This is a genomic window from Roseovarius atlanticus (assembly GCF_001441615.1).
In the GTDB taxonomy this organism is placed as follows: domain Bacteria; phylum Pseudomonadota; class Alphaproteobacteria; order Rhodobacterales; family Rhodobacteraceae; genus Roseovarius; species Roseovarius atlanticus.
In genome coordinates, this window is record NZ_LAXJ01000010.1 from 68196 (window position 1) to 88687 (window position 20492).

Sequence of the window (20492 nt, forward strand, 5' to 3'; positions counted from 1 at the left end):
TCTTTGGCCGGCAGAATACGCAAGCCGAATTATTAGGCAAGGCCTGTCGCGCGCGCCGCTGCGGTTTGCCCCGCTACCCGTCCAGCCGCCGCAGATCCGCCGCTTGCAGACAGATCTGGCGGATGGAATGAAGCATGTTCAGACGGTTGCGCCGCAGGATCTCGTTGTCCGAGTTGATCTGGACGGCTTCGAAAAACGCGTCAATCGGGCCGCGCAGCGCGGCCATCGCGCCCATGGCGCGGGCGAAATCCTCGTCCTTCCCGGCGGCGGCGATGGTTTTCTCCGCATCCTGCAAGGCCGCGAAAAGCGCCTTTTCGGTGTCGTCCTCGGCAAACTTGGGATCGGCGCCAAAGGAATACTCGACCCCGTCCTTCTCCTCGGCCTGCGTCAGGATGTTGTTCGCCCGCTTGAACCCCTGCACGAGGTTGGTGCCGTCCTCGGTCTGCAGCACATCCTGCAAGGCCTGCGCCCGCTTGACCAGAAGCGCGAGGTCATCGTTGCCCTCCATCGCGATACAGGCGTCGATCACGTCATGGCGGATGCCCTGGTCCTTCAGGTAGACCTTCAGACGATCGTGGAAGAAGGAGAGAAGATCGTCTCGCATGGGAACGAACTCTCCCCGCCACTCTATCCCGCTACGTTGAGTGACCCAAAGGTCTGCGATATCATGAATAGCTTTACGAACAACGCTCTCACGAGCGCTGGGACCTGCAGCAAGCGCCTTACTGACCATTTGAATTTCATTTTCTGCTGAAGCTCCGATGAACTCTTTGATCTCATCAGACACTTCTTTTCCGCGCTGAAAATCTTGCCACATATCATGAAACAGGCCGTCTCGCATTTTTTCGTATCGCGGCGATCGTAGTAAATCGAGAGCATCTTCAAATTTATCCTGAAGCCCAATCCGCAGACTGTTCTCCAAAACCAACCGGATCACCCCCAAAGCCGCCCGACGCAGCGCATAGGGGTCCTTTGACCCAGTCGGCTTTTCGTCAATCGCCCAGAACCCGGCAAGCGTATCCAGCTTGTCCGCAAGCGCCACGGTCACCGAGACCGGGCGCGAGGGCACCGCGTCAGACGGCCCGAGCGGCGCGTAGTGCTCCTCGCAGGCCGCCGCCACATCCTCGGGCAAGCCCGCCTCGACGGCGTAATACCGCCCCATGATCCCCTGCAATTCGGGGAACTCGTAGACCATTTCCGAACTTAGATCGGCCTTCGCCACCTGCGCCGCCTGCTCCGCCAGATCAGGGTCGGCCCCCACCACCGGCGCGATCTCCCGCGCCAGCGCGGCTATCCGCGCGATCCGCTCGGCCTGGCTGCCCAGCTTGTTATGGAAGGTGACGTTCTCCAGGCTGTCCAGCCACGGCCCCATGCCCTCTTTCGCAATGCGCAGATCGTTCTCCCAAAAGAACTTGGCGTCCGCCAGCCGCGCGGCCAGCACCTTCTGGTTGCCGGCAAGGATCGTGGCGCCCTGATCGGCGGTTTCGCGGTTCGCCACGGTCACGAACTGCTCGATCCGGCCCGTCTTGGGGTTGCGCACCGAGAAGAACTTCTGGTGCTCCTTCATCGACGATTGCAGCACCTCGGGCGGCAGGTCCAGGAACTCCGCCCCGATCTCGCCCATCAGCGGCACAGGCCATTCCACCAGCCCCGCGACCTCCTGCAACAGCCCCTTGTCCTCGACCACGTCGAGGCCGCGTGCAAAGGCCAGGTTCGTGGCCTCCTGCCAGATATGGCCGGCGCGTTCCTCGGGGTTCAGCACCACGTGGGCGCGCTTCAGCTTCGCCGCGTAATCCTCGAAGGACGTGACGGAAAACCGCCCCGGCGCCATGAACCTGTGCCCTTCGGTGCTGTCGCCCGCCTTGATGCCGTCCACGTCCAGCGGCACGATCTGCGCCTCGCCCGCGTCGTCGGTCAGGATGCACAGGATCGAATGCAAGGGCCGCACCCAGCGCAGGCTGCCCGCGCCCCAGCGCATCGACTTGGGCCACGGGAAGTTGCGGATCGTATCGTCCAGGACGTCGGCGACGATCTCGGCCGCAGGGCGGCCCGGCTTGGTGATGGTCGCGAAATAGACCTGGCCCTTCTTTTCATCGCGCACTTCAAGCGCGTCGCGCGTCACGCCCGCACCGCGCAGGAAGCCCTCGATCGCCTTTTCCGGCGCATCGACGCGCGGCCCCTTGCGCTCTTCGCGCAAGGTCGGGCTCTCGGACAACAGTCCTTCCAGCGCCAGCGTCAGTCGCCGCGGCGTGGCAAAGGCCGCGGCCCCGGCGTATGTCAGTCCCGCCTCGACCAGCCCGTCGGTCATCCGCTTTTTCAGGTCGTCACAGGCCCGCGCCTGCATCCGGGCCGGGATTTCCTCGGAGAAAAGTTCGATCAGAAGGTCGGGCATGATGTCACCGGAACGTCTTGGGTCAACGTCCCGGTGCTTAACGGGCCTGCCGCGGCGCGGCAAGCCGATTGAGGGCAATCAGCCCGCCGTCGCGGTCCGCGCCGTCGACTTTGCCTTGGTCTTGGCCGCCTGCGCCATGCTTTGAATGTCGCTGTTGTAGCTCACGCCGGCCACGATCCGATAGCGCGCCTCGACGAAATTCTCGATGCCGAAGCCGATGATGCCGAGCGCGATCACGCCCAGAAGGATCTGCCCGCCGGTCATCCCGCGAATGTAATCCAGCGCGCCGCCGATCCCCATGGCCGAGGACGGATCGGAAGTCATCGCGGCAACTCCCAGGAAAACGCCCACGATAGCCAGGACGATGCCGTAGCTGACGAATCCCCAGCGCAGCAGCGGCTCCAGCTTTCGCGTCTTCTCGTTGTTCTGGATGTACCTTTTGTACTTCTTCTTCCAGCCTTTGAGCATGTAATGGATCCCAGCGCCCAGAATCCCGAGCGCGGCCGCGCCCACGATCCACCTGCCGCCGGGCATTTGCAGCACCTTCGCGGTCCAGTCCGACGCGCCGCCACCGCCCGAGCCGCCACCGAGGCCCATCGCAAGCGTCGCTATGACCAGGCCAAGCCCCACATGGATCAGCCCTGTCACCACGAGCGCCGCACGTTGGAACATGCCCTTTTCCTCGTCGCCGCGATTTTCCAGATCGAAATAGGCCGCGATAAAGCGCCAGATGCCATAGCAGACGAACCCCAGAGCGACGAGCCACAGCAGGACCTGCCCGAACGGCGCATCCCGCAACGCCTGCAATGCACCCTTGGTCCCCTCGGTATTGCCGCCCCACCAAGCGGCAGACATCGTCAGCCCCCCGAGGATGAGATAGACCAGCCCGCGTGCGGAATAGCCCGCCCGCATCATCGGCACCACCCAGTCGGGTGCTCGTTGATCGGCCATGGCGCATCCTCCGCTGCTTGTGGGCGTTGCTGGAACAGCGTGCGAGGCGGGGCTAAAGTTCCTTAATTCTCTGGATTATCTTCACGGGGCGGACATTCCTCGCCCACGACGGTGCCGTCATAGGCCTTGTCGCCACACTCGTTCAGCGCGTGCCAGGCATAGCCGCGCCCGTCCTCGGTGACGACCACGATGCGGTCGATCCCGTACCCGATGTTCTTTTCACCCAGAAAGGCCAGCGCGGTGCCTGCTTCCAGTTCCTCGGCAATCGTCTCGGCATCGAAACAGTCGAACCAACCCGGCGCGGTCAGCGGCTCTGCGCCCTCATACATCTGGTAAGTCTCGGACAGCATCGCTTGGCTCATCTCGGTGGTGAAACAGGCGCGATAGCGGATCGGGCTGCTGGTTGCGTCGATCGCCTGGAAATCCTCGTAAAGCATCGGCTCGGGCTGGCCGGTGCCCAGGTTCACCAGGCGCACGTCGTCGGTGCCCGTCGCCTCGACCGGCTCGTAGAAATGGTAGACCTGAAGGTAATACATGGCCGCCCCGGCCAGAAGTGCGATCATGACAATCCCTATCCCGATGACTTTGCCCATCAATCGCCCCTCTTGCGCAGCCTCACGCGGCAAAACCGCCATCGGCGGTCAGCACGTAGGCATCGGCGCATTTCTTGGCCAGCGCCCGGACGCGCCCGATATAGGCCTGCCGCTCGGTCACGCTGATCACGCCGCGCGCGTCCAGCAGATTGAAGAAATGGCTGGCCTTGATGCACTGGTCATAGGCCGGCAGCGCCATGACGATCCGGCGGCCGGTCTTTGGGTCCAGTTCGGGCGCGTTCAGGATGCGGTCGCACTCTGCCTCGGCTTCCTCGAAATGGCGTAGCAGCACATCAGTGTCCGCGACGTCGAAATTCCAACGCGCGAACTGCGCCTCGGCCTCCAGGAACACGTCGCCATAGCTTAGCGCGATGGGCGCGTCCGGGTCATTGAACGGCATGTCCATCACGTGATCGACGCCCAGAACGTACATCGCAAGACGCTCCAAGCCATAGGTCAGTTCGCCCGAGACCGGGTGACAATCATGCCCGCCGACCTGCTGGAAATAGGTGAACTGGCTCACTTCCATGCCGTCGCACCACACTTCCCACCCAAGGCCCCAGGCGCCCAGTGTCGGGCTCTCCCAGTCATCCTCGACAAAGCGGATATCGTGCATCTCCATGTCGATGCCGATCGCCTCGAGGCTGCCCAGATAGAGCGCCTGCAAATCCGGCGGGCTGGGTTTGATCAGCACCTGATACTGATAGTAATGCTGCAACCGGTTCGGGCTTTCGCCATACCGCCCGTCCGTGGGCCGACGAGACGGCTGGACATAGGCCGCGGCCCAGGCCCGCGAGCCCAGCGACCGCAGCGTCGTGGCGGGGTGGAACGTGCCCGCGCCCACTTCCATGTCATAGGGTTGCATCACGGCACATCCTTTCGCGGCCCAGTAGGCTTGCAAACGCAGGATGATCTCCTGGAATGACCGCGGTTTGCCGGTGCTGTCGCTCATGGATTGTCCTCCGGGTCGCCCCTCGTGATGCTCGGCTCTTCCCTACGGCGCTCTCAGCCAAGGGTCAATTGCCGTGAAAGGCCATATTTTGGATGCACACGCCCGTAGATTTGCTAAAAAGCGGGGAAGAGCAGAACAACACCGAACTCGGCAAGGGACGTACATGTCGCGCATTTTTCTTACCCTCGTATTTCTGGCCGTCACCCTTGTGGCGCCGGTCGCCGCCAAGGCTCAGGTCTTCATCCAGATCGAGGCGCAGCCCAGCCTTGCCCAGGCCGAGGCCAGCTTGCGCCGGTATGCGGGGCAAATGCAGGATGTGAACGGGTTCTCGCTGGGTGGCGGGTGGTACGGCATTGCGCTTGGCCCCTACAACGAAGCGGATGCCAACACGATCCTGCGCAACCTGCGCTCGGCCCGTCTGATCCCGCGCGACAGCTACATCGCCGAGGCGTCCGAATACGACCGGCAGTTCTGGCCGGTAGGGGCCAATGTCCTGAACCGTCCGACACAGGATGTCGCGGAAGGCACCGGCACGGATAGCGCGACCGAAGACGCCCAGCAGCAAACCACCAATATCGATCCCCTGCCCCAGCCGGATCCCGAGCCGTCCGACGAAACGGTGCGCGAGGCCCGCGCCAGCGAGGCGCTCTTGACCCGCGACGAACGCGCCGCCTTGCAGGAAGCGCTGAAATGGGCGGGCTTTTACGGCGGCGCAATCGATGCGGCGTTCGGGCGCGGCACGCGCGGCTCGATGGCCCGCTGGCAGGAGGCGAACAATTTCGAGGCCACCGGCGTTCTGACCACGCGCCAACGCGCGGAACTCTTCCGTCAGTATAACGCGGTCCTCGAAGGGCTGGACCTGCGGGTCGTGCGCGACACCGGCGCGGGCATTTCTATGAAACTGCCGACCGGGGTCGTGGAGTTTGCAAAATACGAACCGCCCTTCGCTCATTACGACGCCACCGGCGACATCGACGCGAAAATCCTGCTGATCAGCCAGGCCGGGGACCGCGCCACCCTTGCTGGGCTTTACGACATCATGCAGACGCTGGAAATCGTGCCGCAGGACGGCCCGCGCAATCTCGACGGCGATTCCTTCACCCTGATCGGCGAAAACGCCTATACCATTTCACACACTCAAGCCTGGCTGCGTGACAGACATATCAAGGGTTTCACCCTGGTCTGGCCAGCGGGCGACGAAGAGCGCCGCACCCGGATGCTTGGCGAAATGCAGGAAAGTTTCTCGCGGCTCGACATGGTGCTGGATCCGGCAGCGGGCGCCAATGAAGTCCAAAGCATCAACCTTGTCGCCGGGCTGGAAATCCGCCAGCCCAAGATCTCGCGGTCGGGCTTTTACGTCGACCGGTCCGGCACCGTGGTGACCACCACCGAAGTGGTCGAATCCTGCGGGCGCATCACCCTGGACGAGACCATCGAGGCAGAGGTCCAGACCGCCAATGACGAAACCGGCATCGCTGTTTTGCGCCCGCGCACGCCGCTGGCGCCCTTAGGCGTCGCGGCCTTTCAACAGAACATTCCCCGCCTGCAATCGGAAGTGGCCGTCGCGGGCTATTCCTATGGCGGGGTCCTCGGCGCGCCGTCGGTCACCTTCGGCCAACTGGCCGACGTGCGCGGCCTGAACGGCGAACAGGAGATGAAGCGACTGGCGCTCAACGCGCTCGACGGCGATGCCGGTGGTCCGGTGGTGGATGCGGGCGGCGCCGTTGTCGGGATGCTGCTGCCGGCCCGCGAGGACAGCCGGCAATTGCCGGAAGGCGTCAGTTTTGCCGCCAATGCCGATACGATCCGCAGGGTGCTGGAACAGGCCGGCATCACGCCGTCCGCCACCAATGGAAATGGTCAGATGCCGCCCGAAAGCCTGTCAGAACGCGCCTCGGGCATGACTGTCCTCGTCAGCTGCTGGGAATAGGCACCGCGACGACGCCTGCCGTGGCAGTCACCATGCCGGACGCGGGCCTGTCCGAAGCCTATCCGGCGATCCCGGCCTGCACGTGTATCAGCGTCGGACGGTCCGCGTCGAACGCCGCGCGCACCGCCGCGCCCAACTCCTCCAGGGTTCCGGGTTGCACCGCATGGGCGCCATAGGCTTTCGCCAGCGCACAGAAATCCGGGTTCCTCGCGACCACCGCGTTGGGCGCGATCTGCGAGCGTATCATCGCGTCTTCGATCTCTTTCAGCTTACCGTTGTCCCACAAGATGATCGGCAGCGGCAGGCCGTGCTCGACCGCCGTGCCCAGCTCTTGCAGGGTGTACTGAAATCCGCTGTCGCCGCAGATCGCCAGTGTCGGTTTTCCCTCCCGCGCAATGGCTCCGCCAATCGCCGCGGGCATCCCATATCCCAGCGTGCCGTAGCCGAACGGGTGGTGCCAATGGCAGGGCCGGTCCATCGGCCAGACCTCCTTGGCGGCATAGGCAAACTGCGTCATGTCCGAATAGATCATGGTTTCAGCCGGGCAAGCCTGGTGTAGCGCATCGACCACGGGCACGATCCCAGGTCGCTCGGCCACCACCTCTGCCCGCCAGCGGGCCTTGGTGGCCGCCACATCGGCTGCATCCCATTTCGGTGCGGCGCGATCGGGCAAGCTCTCGGCCAGCGCCGTCAGGAACGCGCCCGCGTCGGACAGGATACACAGCTCGGCGCGCGGATGTTCCAGCTCGACCGGGTCGATATCCACCCGGATCATGCGGCCCTTGTGGCCCAATTCGTCCCGCCACAGGTCGATCTCGGACAGTTCCGAGCCCACGACCAGCACCAGGTCGGCCCGCGCCAGGACGTCGGCGCTGTCGGGCCGCGCCAGGTAAGCCCCTAAATCGAGCGGCAGGTCGGCGCCCACCACGCCACGCCCGGCATAGGTGATGATCGCCGCCGCCCCGCTGCGCTCAACCACCGCCCGGGCCGCTTCGCCTGCCCCGACGCTGCCGCCACCGAACAGGATCATGGGCGTGCTGGCCTCTTGCAGCGCCTCGGCCACCGCCGCCACGTCCTCGGCCCGCGCCACGGGCCGCTTGGCGCGCGCCTGGACAGGGGCTGGTGCCGGATCAGCCAGGCTGCCGCCCAGGGCAATCGGCACCTGCAGGTGCTTCGTGCGCGGCCGCGCGGAGGCGAACTCGTTGAACGCCCGCTCGATCAGGCCATAGGTGGCTTCGGCCGATTTCACCTCAAAGCTCCAGTCGCAGATGCAGCGCGCCGCACCTTCCTGGTCGATCATCTGGTGCAGTTGCCCGCGCCGCGCCGCCGTCTCATCGAGGCAGCTCGAGATCACCAGCATCGGCACGCTGTCCGAATAGGCTTGCCCCATCGGCGTCATGATATTGGTCAGCCCCGGCCCGGTGATGACATAGGCCACCCCCGGCTTGCCCGACGCCCGGGCATAGCCGTCGGCCATGAACCCCGCCCCCTGCTCGTGGCGCGCCAGAACGTGGCGGATGCCCGCCTCCTCGATGCCGCGATACATCTCGACATTGTGCACGCCGGGAATGCCGAAGATCACGTCGACCCCGCGGGCCTTGAGCATATGCGAGATTTGTGCGCCGAGCGGTCGTTGGGTCATCAGGCTCTCCAGAATGAAATGGTGAAGATCGCGTAGACGGCCATCAGCTCCAGTCGTCCGATCAGCATGGCGGCGATCAGGATCCACTTGGCCGTGTCGTTGAGCGGCTGGAAGTTCCCCGAAGGCCCGATAACATCCCCCAGGCCAGGGCCGATATTGGCAATCGCCGTCGCAGCCCCCGACACGGACGTGGTGAAATCCAGTCCCGTCATCCCAAGCGCCACGGCCACCAGCCCCAGCGTGACTACGAAGAAGACGAAAAAGGACATGACCGAGCTTAGCACGTCCTCGGAAATCGGCCGGCCGTCATAGCGCGGCGTGAACACGCCGTGCGGCGAATATATTCGCTGCAATTGCGCCCTTACCGACGCGAACAGCAACTGGTAACGAAAAATCTTGATCGAACAGCTTGTCGAGCCGGCGCAACCGCCGATCAGCCCGACAAAAAAGAACACCGCGATCAGGAACGTCCCCCATTCCATGTAATCCACGCTGGAATATCCCGTGCCGCTGATGATCGAGGTGATGTTGAACGCCGCCTCGCGCAGCGCCTGTTCGGGATGGTGCGGGAAAATCGACACCAGAATAACTGCCGTGCCCACGATCAGGACACCGATGGTGATCAGGAAAGCCCTGATTTGGCTGTCTTTCAACAGAACATTGCTGCCACCCAGCAATTGCACATAGCGCACGAAAGGCAGCGCCGCGAGGATCATGAACGCCGTTGCCACCCATTCCGCCGGGCCCTGAAAGGTGCCGAAGGACGCGTCGTAAGAGGAAAAGCCGCCTGTAGACACGGTGGTCAGGGAATGCATGGTCGCGTCGAACGCGTTCATCCCCGTCATCATGTAGCAGGCCGTGCACGCAAGCGTCAGCCCGAGATAGATCACCGAGATACGTGAGGCGATCTCGGTCGCACGCGGCAGGATCTTTCCCATCGTGTCGAAGGCTTCCGACCGGAAAATCTGCATCCCGCCGACCCGCAGTTCGGGCAGGAACACCATGGCCACGATGACAATGCCGATCCCGCCCAGCCATTGCAGGATTCCGCGCCACAGGTTCAATCCCTTCGGCAGCGTGTCCAATCCGGTCAACACAGTCGATCCGGTGGTCGTGAGGCCCGACATCGCCTCGAAGAAGGCGTCGACCAGGGTCGAGTTCGTCGCGCCGAAGATGAAAGGCATGGCACCGAAGATCGGCAGGATCACCCAAACGCCGGTCGTCAGCAGGAAGGTCTGTTGAATTGTCAGCCCTTCGCGCACGCCGTTCTTGCACGACAGCGCCACAAGGCCCCCCGCAAGAACTGTCAGGATCGCGCTTTCCGCAAAGACTTGCCAGTGCTCACGCCCTTCGGCGATGTCCACCATCATCGGCAGGACCATCGCCAGGCCCAGCGCCATGACCGTCAGGCCAATCACATATCCAACCGGGCGAAAATCCACCATGGAGCAAAGCCTTGGCCCCGGTTCTGGCCCATGTCAAGCCGCTCCGCGAAGGCCCGGCCCAGCCGGAGCCTCGCAGGAACGAGGATGGTCGTTAGGAGTAGAAGAGATCCTGGAAAACGTGGCGCACGATGTCTTCGCGCTTAATGCCCATCTCGGCCAGTTCAGCGTCGCTTTTCGCGTGCAGTTCGTCGATCAGCCCACGACGCGACATGATGCGGGCGTGTTGTTCGAAACCATCGGCAATGCCGCGGAAGAACCGGCTGAAGAATCCGCCGTGTACAAGATTGGTTGTGCTAGTCGCCATTTGGAAACCTCAAGAATGTTGCTTCGGTTTCCTCCCTGACACCAAGGTAGGCCAAACAATCGGTCAGCACCACTGCCGTACTGGAAACCCCGACTTGCACGCAACGCAACCCGGGGTTTTCAAATGGTTACTGGCCGGTTTCACCGCTTGCGGTGCTGCGGTCGGGCATGGCGGGCGGCGCCGAGGGTTGACGCGGACGCTTGGCGCCGCTGTCTTTTTCCGCGGTCGTTTCGGACTTCGGAAAGGCCGTCACGTTGCTTGTCTCGGGCTTCGCGGGTGCCGACGTCTCGACGGGTTGCGGCTCTGGTTTCCGTGCCGTCATTGAAGCGTCTTTCTGCACGGATTGGGTCGCAGGCTTCACCGCCGGGGTCGCAGCGGGCTTCGTGGCCGACTTCGCCGCCGGTTTGGCCGCGGTTTTGGCGGCCGGCTTGGTCGTCGGCTTTGCCGCCGATCTCGCAGCAGGTTTGGAGGCCGACTTTGCTGCCACCTTTGCCGCAGGCTTCGATGCTGTCTTCCTCGCAGCCGGTTTTGCCTTGGGGGGTGCCACCGGCGCGACGTTGGTGGCGGGGCTCACCAGGACCGGCGCCAGGGTCGGCAGATCAAAGGCCAGACCCAGGAACCGAAGCTGCGATTCAAAAGCGGCGCGGCCAAGCACCTGCGCGAGTCTAAGCTGCTTTTCCACAATCATTCCGCTCAGTTGCAAACCCGTCAAAGACGCCTTCAGAGGTGCAGAATACATATCCATTTCTCTATCCCGTTTTGAATCGCCCCTGCGGGCAAGATTGCACGGGTGTTATACCAGCTTTGCAGTCGCAGAAAAGGATATGCCGCGACGCAGCTTGCGCGGCACCCCGTTCCGGCAAGCTTTTGCCAAAGGTTTCATCACAACAGGCGCCGGATCAACGCCGATCGCGTTATCCGACGTGAAACAGCGTGGTGAACAGTTTGGGATCCAGGCTTTCGGATGCAAACGTCTCGCCTTCGGTCGTGATGCTGACCGCGTCATGGCTATGCAGGCTTTCCTGGTGGCTGGCGATCACCCGGAAATCGCCGATCCGCGCGTCGTTCAGCAACTGTTCCGAAAACAGCCGCGCCGCATCCTCGACGAAGATCGGGTTGGCCGCGTTCAACTCGGCAAAGGCCTGTTCGTCCTCGCGCTTGACCATGACCTGCGTCTCGGTCGCCACCGCCGTCCGCGCCAGCTCGATAAGGTCTTCAAACCACAGGCACGCCTCACCCACCACCTCGACCGAAATCCGCGCGACCGAGCGCTGCGAATGCGGCGTGGCCAATTGCCCCCGCGCCTGCCGCGCATGTTCGCTCAGTTCCAGCGAACAGGGGCAGGTCGAGGAATAGACATAGTCCAGATGCATGAACTTGCGCCGCACGCCGTCATGCTCGACCAGTTCCATCGCGATGTCGTAATACTGGTAGCCCTCCAGGCCCGAGCGCAGCGACGTGATCTTCATCGGAAAGGAAAACCGCATCTGGATGCGCGCATCGATGCTGTCGAGATCCGAGATGTAGTCGTCCAGCGCCGCCTCGATCACCTCGAAGCTGAAGGTGCGTTCGGCGTGCTTGTAAAAGCTGCGCATGATGCGGGACATGTTGATGCCCTTCTTCTCGGCCTCCAGGCTGACCGAGCCGGTGACCGAGGTTTCAAGCGTCAGGTCGCCGTTTTCGCGGGTATGAAAGTTGATCGGCAGCCGGAAATTCGAAATTCCGACATGCTGCAACTGCTGCCGCGCCCCTTTGATCAGCGACGAAGGGCCGTTCTGCAAATCGGGCATACTGGCCCGGTAAGCGGCGTCGGGCCTGAATTCCTCGGGATAGTCGCGGCGCAGCGCCGGATAGTTCGACACCTCGCCTTGCGGCAAAAGTCGGGAAATCGCCGGATCGAGGTCGGCGATCTCTTCCGGCGTGGCGGTTTCCGCCCAGGCGCGCAGAATGTCCAACGCCTCTTTGGCGTCACCGCGGTCCGCAACCTTTTTCATGTCACTCGGGTGCACGTTCATGGTCGGATCCTCGCTCGCTGCCGACAGCACAGTACCTATGCCAGATCAGGGTAAATTACCACTTTGACCTTTGATACGTCAGAAGCGCTGTCTTGGATCACTGTTGCGTCACCGCCTCCAGCGCCTGCATCACGTCTGCCACCAGGTCTTCGGCATCCTCGATCCCCACGCTGAGCCGGATCAGGCCCGGCGTGATGCCCAGCGCGTCCTTCTGTTCGTCCGACAGCCGCTGGTGCGTCGTCGTCGCCGGGTGGGTCGCGATGGATTTCGCGTCGCCGAGGTTGTTCGAGATCACCACGATCTCCAGCGCGTTCAGAAAGCGGAACGCGGCCGCCTGCCCGCCCTTGATGTCCAGCGCGATCACGGTGCCGCCCGTGCCCATCTGGCGCTTGACCAACTCAAACTGCGCGTGGCTTGCGTGGCCTGGATAGATCACTCGATCCAGCGCCTGATGCCCTTGCAACGCCTCGGCGACGGCCTGCGCGTTGTCGGCCTGCGCCCGTACCCGCAGGTCGATCGTCTCCAGCCCCTTCAGCATCACCCAGGCGGTGAAAGGCGACATCGAGCCGCCCGTGTGCTTCATGTAAGGCTCGACCGTCTTGCGGATATACTCCTCGGTGCCCAGGATCACACCGCCCAGCGCGCGCCCCTGCCCGTCGATATGCTTGGTGGCCGAATAGACGACAACATCGGCCCCCTGTTCGACCGCCCGGGAAAAGACCGGCGTGGCGAAGACGTTGTCGACCACAACTTTTGCCCCGACGCCATGGGCAATCTCGGCCACCGTTTGCACGTCCACCACCTCCAGCGTCGGGTTGGCGATGGTCTCGAAAAAGACTACCTTGGTGTCCGCGCGAACGGCCGCGCGCCACGCATCAAGGTCCGTGCCGTCGACAAACGTCACCTCCACGCCATAGCGGGTCAGGATCTCTTCCAGCACGTACAGACAGGATCCAAAGAGCGCCCGCGCCGACACCACATGGTCCCCCGCCTTCAGCATGGACATCAGCGCACCGCTTACCGCCGCCATGCCGCTCGCCGTGGCAAACGCGGCTTCGGTGCCTTCCAGCGCCGCGATCCGGTCTTCAAACATGGCCACGGTCGGGTTGCCGTAGCGGGCGTAGATGAACTCGTCCTCGCCGGCCTGCAGGAACCTGGCCTCGGCGGCCTCGGCGCTGTCATAGACGAAGCCCTGCGTCAGGAAAATCGCCTCGCTCACCTCACCGTACTGGCTGCGCCGCGTGCCGCCATGCACCAGCTTGGTGCGTTTCTTCCACTCTTTTTTCATCATCGACCTCCGGGCGATCAGCCCAAAAAATAAAGCCCCCAAGCCGGTCAAGCGAAAGGGAGCTTTCATCCTGACCTCTTTAGCGGAGATGTTTAACGTGGCCCGCAATCCGGTAACAAATCGCCACAAGTGCCGATGTACGCCGCCGCGCGGTTGGCGTCAACCGATAGCTGCGCGGGCGCGGTTGTGCCCCCTTTGCACCGTCACGGTGCTGTAACCCAAGCTTCAAGCAACCGTCATATGGCTGGAGTAACTGCTGCCTACAAGATGTAGTAGAAAGGGTCGAAGATGCCGCTTTTGCAGGTCGACGCCACGCCTCTTGGTCCTTGCCTTCACGGCGCTTCCCAACCGCTGCTGCCCGCCTTGCGCCGGGCGCTCGAACGTCCCGGCCCCGTTATCATCATGACCCACGGGTTCAAGTTTGCACCCGGTCATCCAACGGCTTGCCCGCATAACCATATCCTGTCGCTCGATCCCAAGCTCCGCACTTGGAAAGCCAAAAGCTGGCCGCGCGGTCTGGGATACGGCGCGGGCGATCCTGACGAAGGGCTCGCAATCGGATTCGGCTGGTCGGCCCGGGGAACCATCTGGAACGCCTACAAGCAGGCGGAAGAGGCCGGCCTTTGCCTTGCCGACCTTGTGTCGATGATACGGCAGGTCGCGCCGGACCGGCAGGTGCACCTTGTCGCGCATTCTCTGGGCGCACGCGTTGCCCTTGGCGCCCTGCCCCACGTGCCCGCTGGCGCGGTCGCCCGGGTTCTGCTGCTGAACGGCGCCGAGTACGGCGCCGCCGCCCGTGCCGCCATCGAAAGCACCGCAGGCCGCGCCGCCGAGATCATCAGCGTCACCACGCGTGAGAACGACCTGTTCGATTTTCTGCTGGAACGGCTGATCTCGGCCCCCGAACATGGCGACCGCAGCCTGGCACAGGCGCTGCCGCAGCGGCCCAACACGCTGACCGTGCAGCTGGATCATCCCGACACGCTGCCGTCGCTGGAACGGGCCGGCTTTCATGTCGCGCCGGGCCGGGCGCGATTTTACTGTCACTGGTCGACCTATCTGCGTGACGGGCTGTTCGACGTCTACCGCGCTTTGCTGCGCCAGCCCGACCATCACAGCCTGGCGCGTCTGCGCACGTTGCTGCCCGAGATCCAGGATCCCCGTTGGTCGCGCGTCCTGCCCTGGCCCAGACCAGACTTGCCGGCACTCTCGTTTCTCTCCCGACTGCCTCAGGCGAGGCTGTCTTCGGGCGGGATCACCAGCAGCACGATGAACCAATAGGCCGCATGCACGAGAAACGCCGCAATCATCATCGCCGACATCCACACCACCAGCGAACCTGTCGCGATCAGGGCTTCGTTCACGCACAGGAACACCAGCGCGAACCACGCATTGACCCGCAAGAGCGACACCGGCCGCCCTTCGGTCATGCTATGCATCATACGTGCCATCACCTCCTGCTCGCGCCGGACGCCCATCAGCATCACCAGCAGCACGAAAATGCAAGCGCCCGACAGCAGGCGCTGGCTGAACAGAGGATCGTTGATGCTCAGTTGCAGCGCGGACAGGGCCGTGACGCCAACCACCGGCCAGATCATCCTGGCGTGTTTCCGGCTTTCAAGGTGACGCGCGGCGTTGGGCAGGCTGCGCCAGACGGCATGGGCCTGCGCCAGAACCAGAACCAGAACGAAGACTCGCTCCTCGGGCATACCCGAAGCGTTAAGACCGATCCACAGGATCAGCATGACCACAAGGGGAAGAAGCGTCTCGGCCCGCATCGGCGGGATTGAGGCGAACGCGTCCTGGACGCGGGAAATCACTGCATATGTCATGCGCCCTGCATGGCGGATTATTGGGGCGAAAATTTGGCTTGTCTGGCGCGTCGCAGGCGGCTGCGGCGGAAAAACAACAGATACGCTCAGGACTTGCCGCCGTCATCCGTCCCATGCTCGGCGATCAGCTTGCCCTGCATCATGAAGAACACGAACATCGCCGCCATCAGGCCGAAGGTTTTGAAATAGACCCAGGTTTCCTCGCTCTGCGTGCGCCAGACCAGCTCGTTCAGCGCGGCCATCGCGAAAAAGAAGATCGTGATCCGCCTGGTCAGGATCATCCAGCCCGCGTCGGTCAGCGGCATCAGCCCGTCCATCACGTATTGCAGATAGGACCGTCCCCGCAGCAGGCCGATGCCCAGAACCGCGCCGAAGAACAGGTAGATGATCGTCGGTTTCATCTGAAAGAACTTCGGATCGTTCAGCCACACGGTCAGCCCGCCGAAGACCACCACCAGAACCGCCGTCAGTATCTGCATCTTCGACAGATGGCCCGTCAGCTTCCACATCAGCGCCGTGCAGGCCAGCAGCACGGGGATGAACACCGCCGTGATGACGATAAAGCCTTCGTATTCCGTGCCCCCGATGGTGAACACGCGGTCCTTCAGCAACAGGTAGGCCACGAAAAAGCCCAGCACCGGGCCGAATTCCAGCACCGCCTTCAGTTTGCCATTCGCGTTCTTGTCGTCCATCGTCTCGCCTCTTCTTTTCAGCCGCCACTTTCAACTATGACCGCGCCGGCTGCAATCAATGCCATCAGCGCGATCCGCCGCGGCCCCACCGTTTCCTTCAGGATCAGCCACCCGATCAGGGCGGCGAAAACGGTCGAGGTCTCGCGCAGCACCGCCGCCTCGCCCACCTTGTCCAGCCGCGTGGCCATCATAATCGACCCGAAGGAAAAGAACGCGATGACCCCGCCGGCAAACCCGCGCAGCATCAGCGGGCCGGGCTCGGGCGGGGTCTCCATCCCGCGCCAGCGGCGATAGGCAATGACCGGAAAGGTCAGCCCGTCGATCATGAAGAACCACGCCAGGAACGTGAACGGGTCCGCGGTGGCCCGAATGCCATAGGCGTCGTAGGTGGTGTAAAGCGCCACGAAAAGCCCGGTCAGCACTGCCAGCCCCAGCGCGGCGGGCATCGTCTCGCGGTCCAGCTTGATCGTGCGCAGGTTATAGATTGCCAGGCCGTAGATCCCGGCCAGCAACACTCCCACGCCCGTCCATTGCACCGCGTTGAACGTCTCTCCGAACAGCAGATAGGCCCCGATCACGGTAAAAAGCGGCCCGGTGCCGCGCACCACCGGGTAAACCACCGTGTAGGCCCCGCGCATGTAGGCCATCGCCTGCAATATCTTGTATAGCGTGTGGATCACCCACGCCGTGGCGAAGATCAGCCACATATGCGGCTCGGGCCAGGGCACCACGAACAGCGCGAAGGGTGCCGCCATCAGCGCATAGGATCCGTCGATCGCCCCCCGCGTCAGCCACGGATCGTGCCGCCCCTTCTGCAACGCGCCGAAAAGCGCGTGCAGAACGGCGGCCAGCAAGGCCAGCCCGAGGGCAAGCTGGTGACCGGCCTCGGTCCCCTCAAGCGAGACGATCCATTCGCTCATGCGCCGGTGTCACACCCCCGGCACGATCCGGTCCGTACGTCAGCCTTCATGCGTGCCCCGGATGGGATAGTCGTTATCCAGGACATACTTGATCCGCGACGGCAGCTTCTCCAGCTCCGGGCGCAGGAACGGCGCGTTCGAAATATCCACCATGTGCAAATCGCCTTCCGGGTTGACCAGGAACAGTCCGGGTTCCGCGAAGGGCCGGTCGGTTTCCTCGGGCGAGCGCGGATCCGAGACATAGAGCCCCAGCGCCTGCATCTGCGCCACGTCCATCCCGTACCCCAGCGGCACGGAAAGGGAAAGGTCTGCCCGCAATTTCCGCGCCTTGGCTTCTGTATCGGCGGACACGGCCACCACCTCGATCCCCATATCCGCGAACTCTTGCAGCTTCGGCTCAAGGTCCTGCAGATACTGGCGGCAGATCGGGCAGTGGATGCCGCGATAGACGAAAATCAACTGCCATGGCTTCTCGTCCGGCGCGCCAAGACGCATCGTCCCGCCATCCTGGCGGTCGATCTCGGTTACGGGAAACGCGGAAGCGGACGACAGGGCTTTGGGCATGGGACAGTTCCTTTCAAGAGGTTAAATGCCGCCATCAGCGGCACTTGGATCCAGAGTACCTAGTTACGGAACCCGGAAACCCAACCCTCGGGTCCCGCGAGCGTCAGCCAAACAATCCGCAACGCGACGGAACCCATGCAGCACCACACGGTTGATCCAACATGCAACCCATGCTCGCGGCCTTCATGGACCAGATCGTGAACGAGGTGCAGGGCACGTTTTCGGTGGTGCCCGCCTCGGTGGCCTTTGCGCGCCTGATCGTGGCCGTCGTGCTGGGCGCCTGCATAGGGTTTGAACGCGAGATGCGCGACAAGCCCGCCGGCCTGCGCACGCATATCCTGGTATCCGTCGCCGCCTGTCTCTTCGTCATTATCGGCCGTGAACTGGCCGCGCTCGACTTCAGCGGCGGCAACAGCGAGCAGCGCAACGATCCCATCCGCATGATCGAGGCGGTGACAGCCGGCGTCGCCTTCCTTGCCGCTGGGCTGATCTTTACCGCGGGCGACAAGGTGCGCAACGTCACCACCGGCGCCTCGCTCTGGCTGGCGGGCGCTGTGGGCCTCGGATGCGGCGCGGGCCAGATCCCGCTGGCCGCCATGGCCGCTGCACTCGTAGTGATCGTGCTCTTCGTGCTGGGCCAGATCGAGAAGTTGATGGGCACGCACTGACCGTGTCTCCCAAGGCGTCGGGTCTGCGTTTCAGTTGTAAGGGGTCCAGGTCGCCTCGATCCGCACCCCGCTCAACAACAGCGTGGCGGCATCCTTCACATCCTCGTCGCTGACACTTTCCTCAAGCTGCATCCCGCCCCCGGCGATCTGGATCATGCCCAGCCCCGCCTCCGACGTGACGCTCAGCTCCAGCGTGCCGTCCTGCGCCGGTGCGGCATCCAGAAAGGCGACCAGCGCCGCGCGGCTTTCCTCCGACACGGTGTCGTCTGGCAACACACGAACCACCTCGCGCATGAGCGCCAGTTGCTCTTCCCCTCCAAGGCCCGCGCTCAGCGCCCGCGACAGGTCCGGCGTCGTGTCCACCGACAGCGTAGCCTCGCGGATCCGCAGCCCCCCAATGGTGATCTGCATCCGCTTCAGCCCCGACAGGTCGATCCCCCCGCCAACAAGGCTGAAATTCGCCGCGCCAAGCGCGCCGAAATCAAAGTCCATCGCCCGGATCGCGAAATCCAGCGTTTCCGGGTCACGCTCGGCCATCACGGTCAGGCCGGCCATCGCGCCGGCCCGCTCCTGCGGCAAATCCATCCCGAACGCCTCGATCAGGTCGATGCCGGAAAAACGCGCCTCCAGGCTTTCCGGGAAGCCACTTTCCTCGATCGCCTCGGCCACGCCGGTCGCGCGCCACTCCAATTCTGAAAAATCCTTGTCGCGCAAATCCGCCACGCTGCGGTCGATACGGCACCAGCCGTCATCGGTGACCATAGGCTCGATGGTCTGGAACCTTGCCGCCTGCCCCATCGCCGCGTTGAGCGCCTGCCAGCCCTCACGGCAGGTCTCCCGGTCCATCACCGGCTGGGCCTGCACGGCGACCGGCAGCACAAGGCCCATGATCATCACGACCCGCCGCATCATGCTTCCAGCCCCGTCAGGGCGTTGGCGAAATCCTCGGGGTCGAACGGCGCCAGATCGTCGATCTGCTCGCCCACCCCGATGGCGTGGATCGGCAGACCGAACTTGTCGGCCAGCGCCACCAGCACACCGCCCTTCGCGGTGCCGTCCAGCTTGGTCATCACCAGCCCCGAGACATCGGCCAGTTCCTGGAACGTCTTGACCTGGCTCAGCGCGTTCTGCCCCGTGGTGGCGTCCAGAACCAGCAGCGTATTGTGCGGCGCATCGGGGTCCTTCTTGCGAATGACGCGGACGATCTTGGCCAGTTCCTCCATCAGGTCGGCGCGGTTCTGCAACCGCCCCGCCGTGTCGATCATCAGAAGGTCCGCGCCGTCTTTCTCGGCGCGGTCCATGGCGTCAAAGGCAAGGCTGGCCGGGTCGCTGCCCTCGGGCGCGGTCAGCACCGGCACTCCCGCGCGGTCGCCCCAGACCTGCAATTGCTCGACGGCGGCGGCGCGGAACGTGTCGCCCGCGGCGATCACCACCGACTTGCCCGCCGCCTTGAACTGGCTCGCCAGCTTGCCGATGGTCGTGGTCTTGCCCGACCCGTTGACCCCCACCACCAGCACCACCTGCGGGCGCTTGGGGTATAGTGGCATGGGCTTGGCCACCGGCTCCATGATCCGCGTGATCTCGCGCGCCAGAAGCTCCTTGATCTCCTGGCTGGACAGTTTCCGCCCCATGCGCCCCTCAGCCATGTTTGCGGTGACGCGCAGGGCCGTGTCGACGCCCATATCGGCGGTGATCAGAAGCTCTTCGAGCTGTTCCAGCATGTCGTCGTCGAGCACGCGGCGCACCACCGTCCTGGCCTCGCCACGTCCCAGCAGCCGTCCGAACAGGCCCGTCTTCGCGGCAGCCGCGGCCTCGCTTTTCGGCGTATCCGGCGGAATCTCGATCGGCGTCGGCATGGGCTGCGGATCAGGCTCGCGCACCGGGTCTTCCAGGGGCGGAGACTGCGGCACCTCCTGCGGCGCGGCTGGCGGCACCTCGCTGGGCGGTGCGGGAACTTCCGGCGGCGACGGGTCGGGGCGCGGCTCCGGCGGCGGTGTCGGGCGCGGCTGGGGTTTCGGCTCGGGCTCGGGTTCAGGCTCTGGCTCTGGTTCAGGCGCAGGTTCCGGCTCTGGTTCTGGCTCAGGCTCGGGTGTCGGCTGAGGTTTCGGTGCAGGCTCCGGTTCCGGCGCAGGTTCAGGCTCAGTTTCCGGCTCCGACTCCGGCTTTGGGTCCGGCTCCGCCGCCTCGGTCAACTCCTCGGCTTCGCCCCCGTCCTCGACAATCGCGTCCAGCCCTTCCTCCAGCTTCGAGGAAGACTTGAACAACCGGTCCTTCAGCTTGCGGAAAAACGCCATTGAGACACCC

Annotated in this window: 19 protein-coding genes and 1 riboswitch; of the genes, 3 read left to right on the plus strand and 16 right to left on the minus strand. The window is 63.8% G+C overall.

Annotated elements, in window-relative coordinates; genetic code table 11:
• Window positions 1-73: 73 nt before the first annotated feature.
• The 4 genes from glyS to XM53_RS11735 all read right to left on the minus strand — a co-directional run bounded on the left by glyS (window position 74) and on the right by XM53_RS11735 (window position 4888).
• On the minus strand, window positions 74-2392 hold the full coding sequence (glyS, locus tag XM53_RS11720) for a glycine--tRNA ligase subunit beta (protein WP_057793509.1): 2319 nt from the start codon (window positions 2390-2392) through the stop codon (window positions 74-76).
• Between the two features lie 78 nt (window positions 2393-2470).
• Window positions 2471-3343: a DUF1206 domain-containing protein gene (locus tag XM53_RS11725; protein WP_057793510.1), complete on the minus strand. Its 873-nt coding sequence runs from the start codon at window positions 3341-3343 to the stop codon at window positions 2471-2473.
• Window positions 3344-3405: 62 nt separating this feature from the next.
• The gene (locus XM53_RS11730; protein WP_057793512.1) at window positions 3406-3936 is read right to left on the minus strand and encodes a DUF6446 family protein; all 531 of its coding nucleotides are present in this window, start codon (window positions 3934-3936) and stop codon (window positions 3406-3408) included.
• A gap of 22 nt (window positions 3937-3958) precedes the next feature.
• Entirely contained in the window at window positions 3959-4888 is a 930-nt protein-coding gene (locus XM53_RS11735) for a glycine--tRNA ligase subunit alpha (RefSeq protein ID WP_057793514.1), read from the minus strand.
• Window positions 4889-5051: 163 nt separating this feature from the next.
• On the opposite strand from XM53_RS11735, the gene XM53_RS11740 reads away from it, so the two are divergent.
• The gene (locus XM53_RS11740) at window positions 5052-6818 is read left to right on the plus strand and encodes a serine protease (protein WP_057793515.1); all 1767 of its coding nucleotides are present in this window, start codon (window positions 5052-5054) and stop codon (window positions 6816-6818) included.
• A 58-nt stretch (window positions 6819-6876) separates the two neighbouring features.
• Here XM53_RS11740 and XM53_RS11745 read toward each other — a convergent pair whose 3' ends face one another.
• The 6 genes from XM53_RS11745 to metZ form a co-directional block, all read right to left on the minus strand.
• Window positions 6877-8460, minus strand: a complete 1584-nt coding sequence (locus XM53_RS11745; protein ID WP_057793517.1) for a 5-guanidino-2-oxopentanoate decarboxylase — start codon at window positions 8458-8460, stop codon at window positions 6877-6879.
• The gene (locus XM53_RS11750) at window positions 8460-9905 is read right to left on the minus strand and encodes a TrkH family potassium uptake protein (RefSeq protein ID WP_057793519.1); all 1446 of its coding nucleotides are present in this window, start codon (window positions 9903-9905) and stop codon (window positions 8460-8462) included. The genes XM53_RS11745 and XM53_RS11750 overlap by 1 nt, the downstream gene beginning before the upstream one ends.
• 91 nt (window positions 9906-9996) lie before the next feature.
• A complete protein-coding gene (locus XM53_RS11755; RefSeq protein WP_057793521.1) occupies window positions 9997-10209 on the minus strand; it encodes a hypothetical protein in 213 nt (70 codons plus the stop codon).
• 127 nt (window positions 10210-10336) lie between these two features.
• A complete protein-coding gene (locus XM53_RS23570) occupies window positions 10337-10954 on the minus strand; it encodes a hypothetical protein (RefSeq protein WP_201455411.1) in 618 nt (205 codons plus the stop codon).
• Between the two features lie 169 nt (window positions 10955-11123).
• Window positions 11124-12224 (minus strand): GTP cyclohydrolase FolE2, encoded by a 1101-nt coding sequence (gene folE2 / locus XM53_RS11765; protein ID WP_057793525.1) that lies wholly within the window; start codon window positions 12222-12224, stop codon window positions 11124-11126.
• Window positions 12225-12321: 97 nt separating this feature from the next.
• Entirely contained in the window at window positions 12322-13512 is a 1191-nt protein-coding gene (metZ, locus tag XM53_RS11770) for an O-succinylhomoserine sulfhydrylase (RefSeq protein ID WP_057793751.1), read from the minus strand.
• 58 nt (window positions 13513-13570) lie between these two features.
• Window positions 13571-13649: riboswitch (SAM riboswitch) on the minus strand.
• A 151-nt stretch (window positions 13650-13800) separates the two neighbouring features.
• On the opposite strand from metZ, the gene XM53_RS11775 reads away from it, so the two are divergent.
• The gene (locus tag XM53_RS11775; RefSeq protein ID WP_057793527.1) at window positions 13801-14793 is read left to right on the plus strand and encodes an alpha/beta hydrolase; all 993 of its coding nucleotides are present in this window, start codon (window positions 13801-13803) and stop codon (window positions 14791-14793) included.
• Here the strand turns inward: XM53_RS11775 and XM53_RS11780 are convergent.
• From XM53_RS11780 to XM53_RS11795, 4 genes are all read right to left on the minus strand, one after another.
• Window positions 14742-15344, minus strand: a complete 603-nt coding sequence (locus XM53_RS11780) for a hypothetical protein (protein WP_057793529.1) — start codon at window positions 15342-15344, stop codon at window positions 14742-14744. The two genes, XM53_RS11775 and XM53_RS11780, sit on opposite strands and share 52 nt — an antisense overlap.
• 86 nt (window positions 15345-15430) lie before the next feature.
• Window positions 15431-16036, minus strand: coding sequence for an inner membrane-spanning protein YciB (locus XM53_RS11785; protein ID WP_057793532.1), 606 nt, complete (start codon window positions 16034-16036; stop codon window positions 15431-15433).
• Between the two features lie 17 nt (window positions 16037-16053).
• A complete protein-coding gene (locus XM53_RS11790) occupies window positions 16054-16956 on the minus strand; it encodes a DMT family transporter (RefSeq protein ID WP_057793534.1) in 903 nt (300 codons plus the stop codon).
• Between the two features lie 39 nt (window positions 16957-16995).
• Window positions 16996-17520 (minus strand): peroxiredoxin-like family protein, encoded by a 525-nt coding sequence (locus tag XM53_RS11795; RefSeq protein ID WP_057793536.1) that lies wholly within the window; start codon window positions 17518-17520, stop codon window positions 16996-16998.
• A 170-nt stretch (window positions 17521-17690) separates the two neighbouring features.
• Between XM53_RS11795 and XM53_RS11800 the strand changes: the two genes are divergently transcribed.
• Window positions 17691-18188, plus strand: a complete 498-nt coding sequence (locus XM53_RS11800; protein WP_057793753.1) for an MgtC/SapB family protein — start codon at window positions 17691-17693, stop codon at window positions 18186-18188.
• Between the two features lie 30 nt (window positions 18189-18218).
• On the opposite strand, the gene XM53_RS11805 is transcribed toward XM53_RS11800, so the two are convergent.
• Both XM53_RS11805 and ftsY read right to left on the minus strand, forming a co-directional pair.
• Entirely contained in the window at window positions 18219-19100 is an 882-nt protein-coding gene (locus XM53_RS11805) for a hypothetical protein (protein ID WP_057793538.1), read from the minus strand.
• Window positions 19097-20482 (minus strand): signal recognition particle-docking protein FtsY, encoded by a 1386-nt coding sequence (ftsY, locus tag XM53_RS11810; protein ID WP_057793540.1) that lies wholly within the window; start codon window positions 20480-20482, stop codon window positions 19097-19099. The genes XM53_RS11805 and ftsY overlap by 4 nt, the downstream gene beginning before the upstream one ends.
• Window positions 20483-20492: the final 10 nt, after the last annotated feature.

Coding starts and splice junctions, on each gene's coding strand:
- glyS (WP_057793509.1), bottom strand. CDS start 2,392: ATGCCCGACCTTCTGATCGAACTTTTCTCCGAGGAAATCCCGGCCCGG.
- XM53_RS11725 (WP_057793510.1), bottom strand. CDS start 3,343: ATGGCCGATCAACGAGCACCCGACTGGGTGGTGCCGATGATGCGGGCG.
- XM53_RS11730 (WP_057793512.1), bottom strand. CDS start 3,936: ATGGGCAAAGTCATCGGGATAGGGATTGTCATGATCGCACTTCTGGCC.
- XM53_RS11735 (WP_057793514.1), bottom strand. CDS start 4,888: ATGAGCGACAGCACCGGCAAACCGCGGTCATTCCAGGAGATCATCCTG.
- XM53_RS11740 (WP_057793515.1), top strand. CDS start 5,052: ATGTCGCGCATTTTTCTTACCCTCGTATTTCTGGCCGTCACCCTTGTG.
- XM53_RS11745 (WP_057793517.1), bottom strand. CDS start 8,460: ATGACCCAACGACCGCTCGGCGCACAAATCTCGCATATGCTCAAGGCC.
- XM53_RS11750 (WP_057793519.1), bottom strand. CDS start 9,905: ATGGTGGATTTTCGCCCGGTTGGATATGTGATTGGCCTGACGGTCATG.
- XM53_RS11755 (WP_057793521.1), bottom strand. CDS start 10,209: ATGGCGACTAGCACAACCAATCTTGTACACGGCGGATTCTTCAGCCGG.
- XM53_RS23570 (WP_201455411.1), bottom strand. CDS start 10,954: ATGGATATGTATTCTGCACCTCTGAAGGCGTCTTTGACGGGTTTGCAA.
- folE2 (WP_057793525.1), bottom strand. CDS start 12,224: ATGAACGTGCACCCGAGTGACATGAAAAAGGTTGCGGACCGCGGTGAC.
- metZ (WP_057793751.1), bottom strand. CDS start 13,512: ATGAAAAAAGAGTGGAAGAAACGCACCAAGCTGGTGCATGGCGGCACG.
- XM53_RS11775 (WP_057793527.1), top strand. CDS start 13,801: ATGCCGCTTTTGCAGGTCGACGCCACGCCTCTTGGTCCTTGCCTTCAC.
- XM53_RS11780 (WP_057793529.1), bottom strand. CDS start 15,344: ATGACATATGCAGTGATTTCCCGCGTCCAGGACGCGTTCGCCTCAATC.
- XM53_RS11785 (WP_057793532.1), bottom strand. CDS start 16,036: ATGGACGACAAGAACGCGAATGGCAAACTGAAGGCGGTGCTGGAATTC.
- XM53_RS11790 (WP_057793534.1), bottom strand. CDS start 16,956: ATGAGCGAATGGATCGTCTCGCTTGAGGGGACCGAGGCCGGTCACCAG.
- XM53_RS11795 (WP_057793536.1), bottom strand. CDS start 17,520: ATGCCCAAAGCCCTGTCGTCCGCTTCCGCGTTTCCCGTAACCGAGATC.
- XM53_RS11800 (WP_057793753.1), top strand. CDS start 17,691: ATGCTCGCGGCCTTCATGGACCAGATCGTGAACGAGGTGCAGGGCACG.
- XM53_RS11805 (WP_057793538.1), bottom strand. CDS start 19,100: ATGATGCGGCGGGTCGTGATGATCATGGGCCTTGTGCTGCCGGTCGCC.
- ftsY (WP_057793540.1), bottom strand. CDS start 20,482: ATGGCGTTTTTCCGCAAGCTGAAGGACCGGTTGTTCAAGTCTTCCTCG.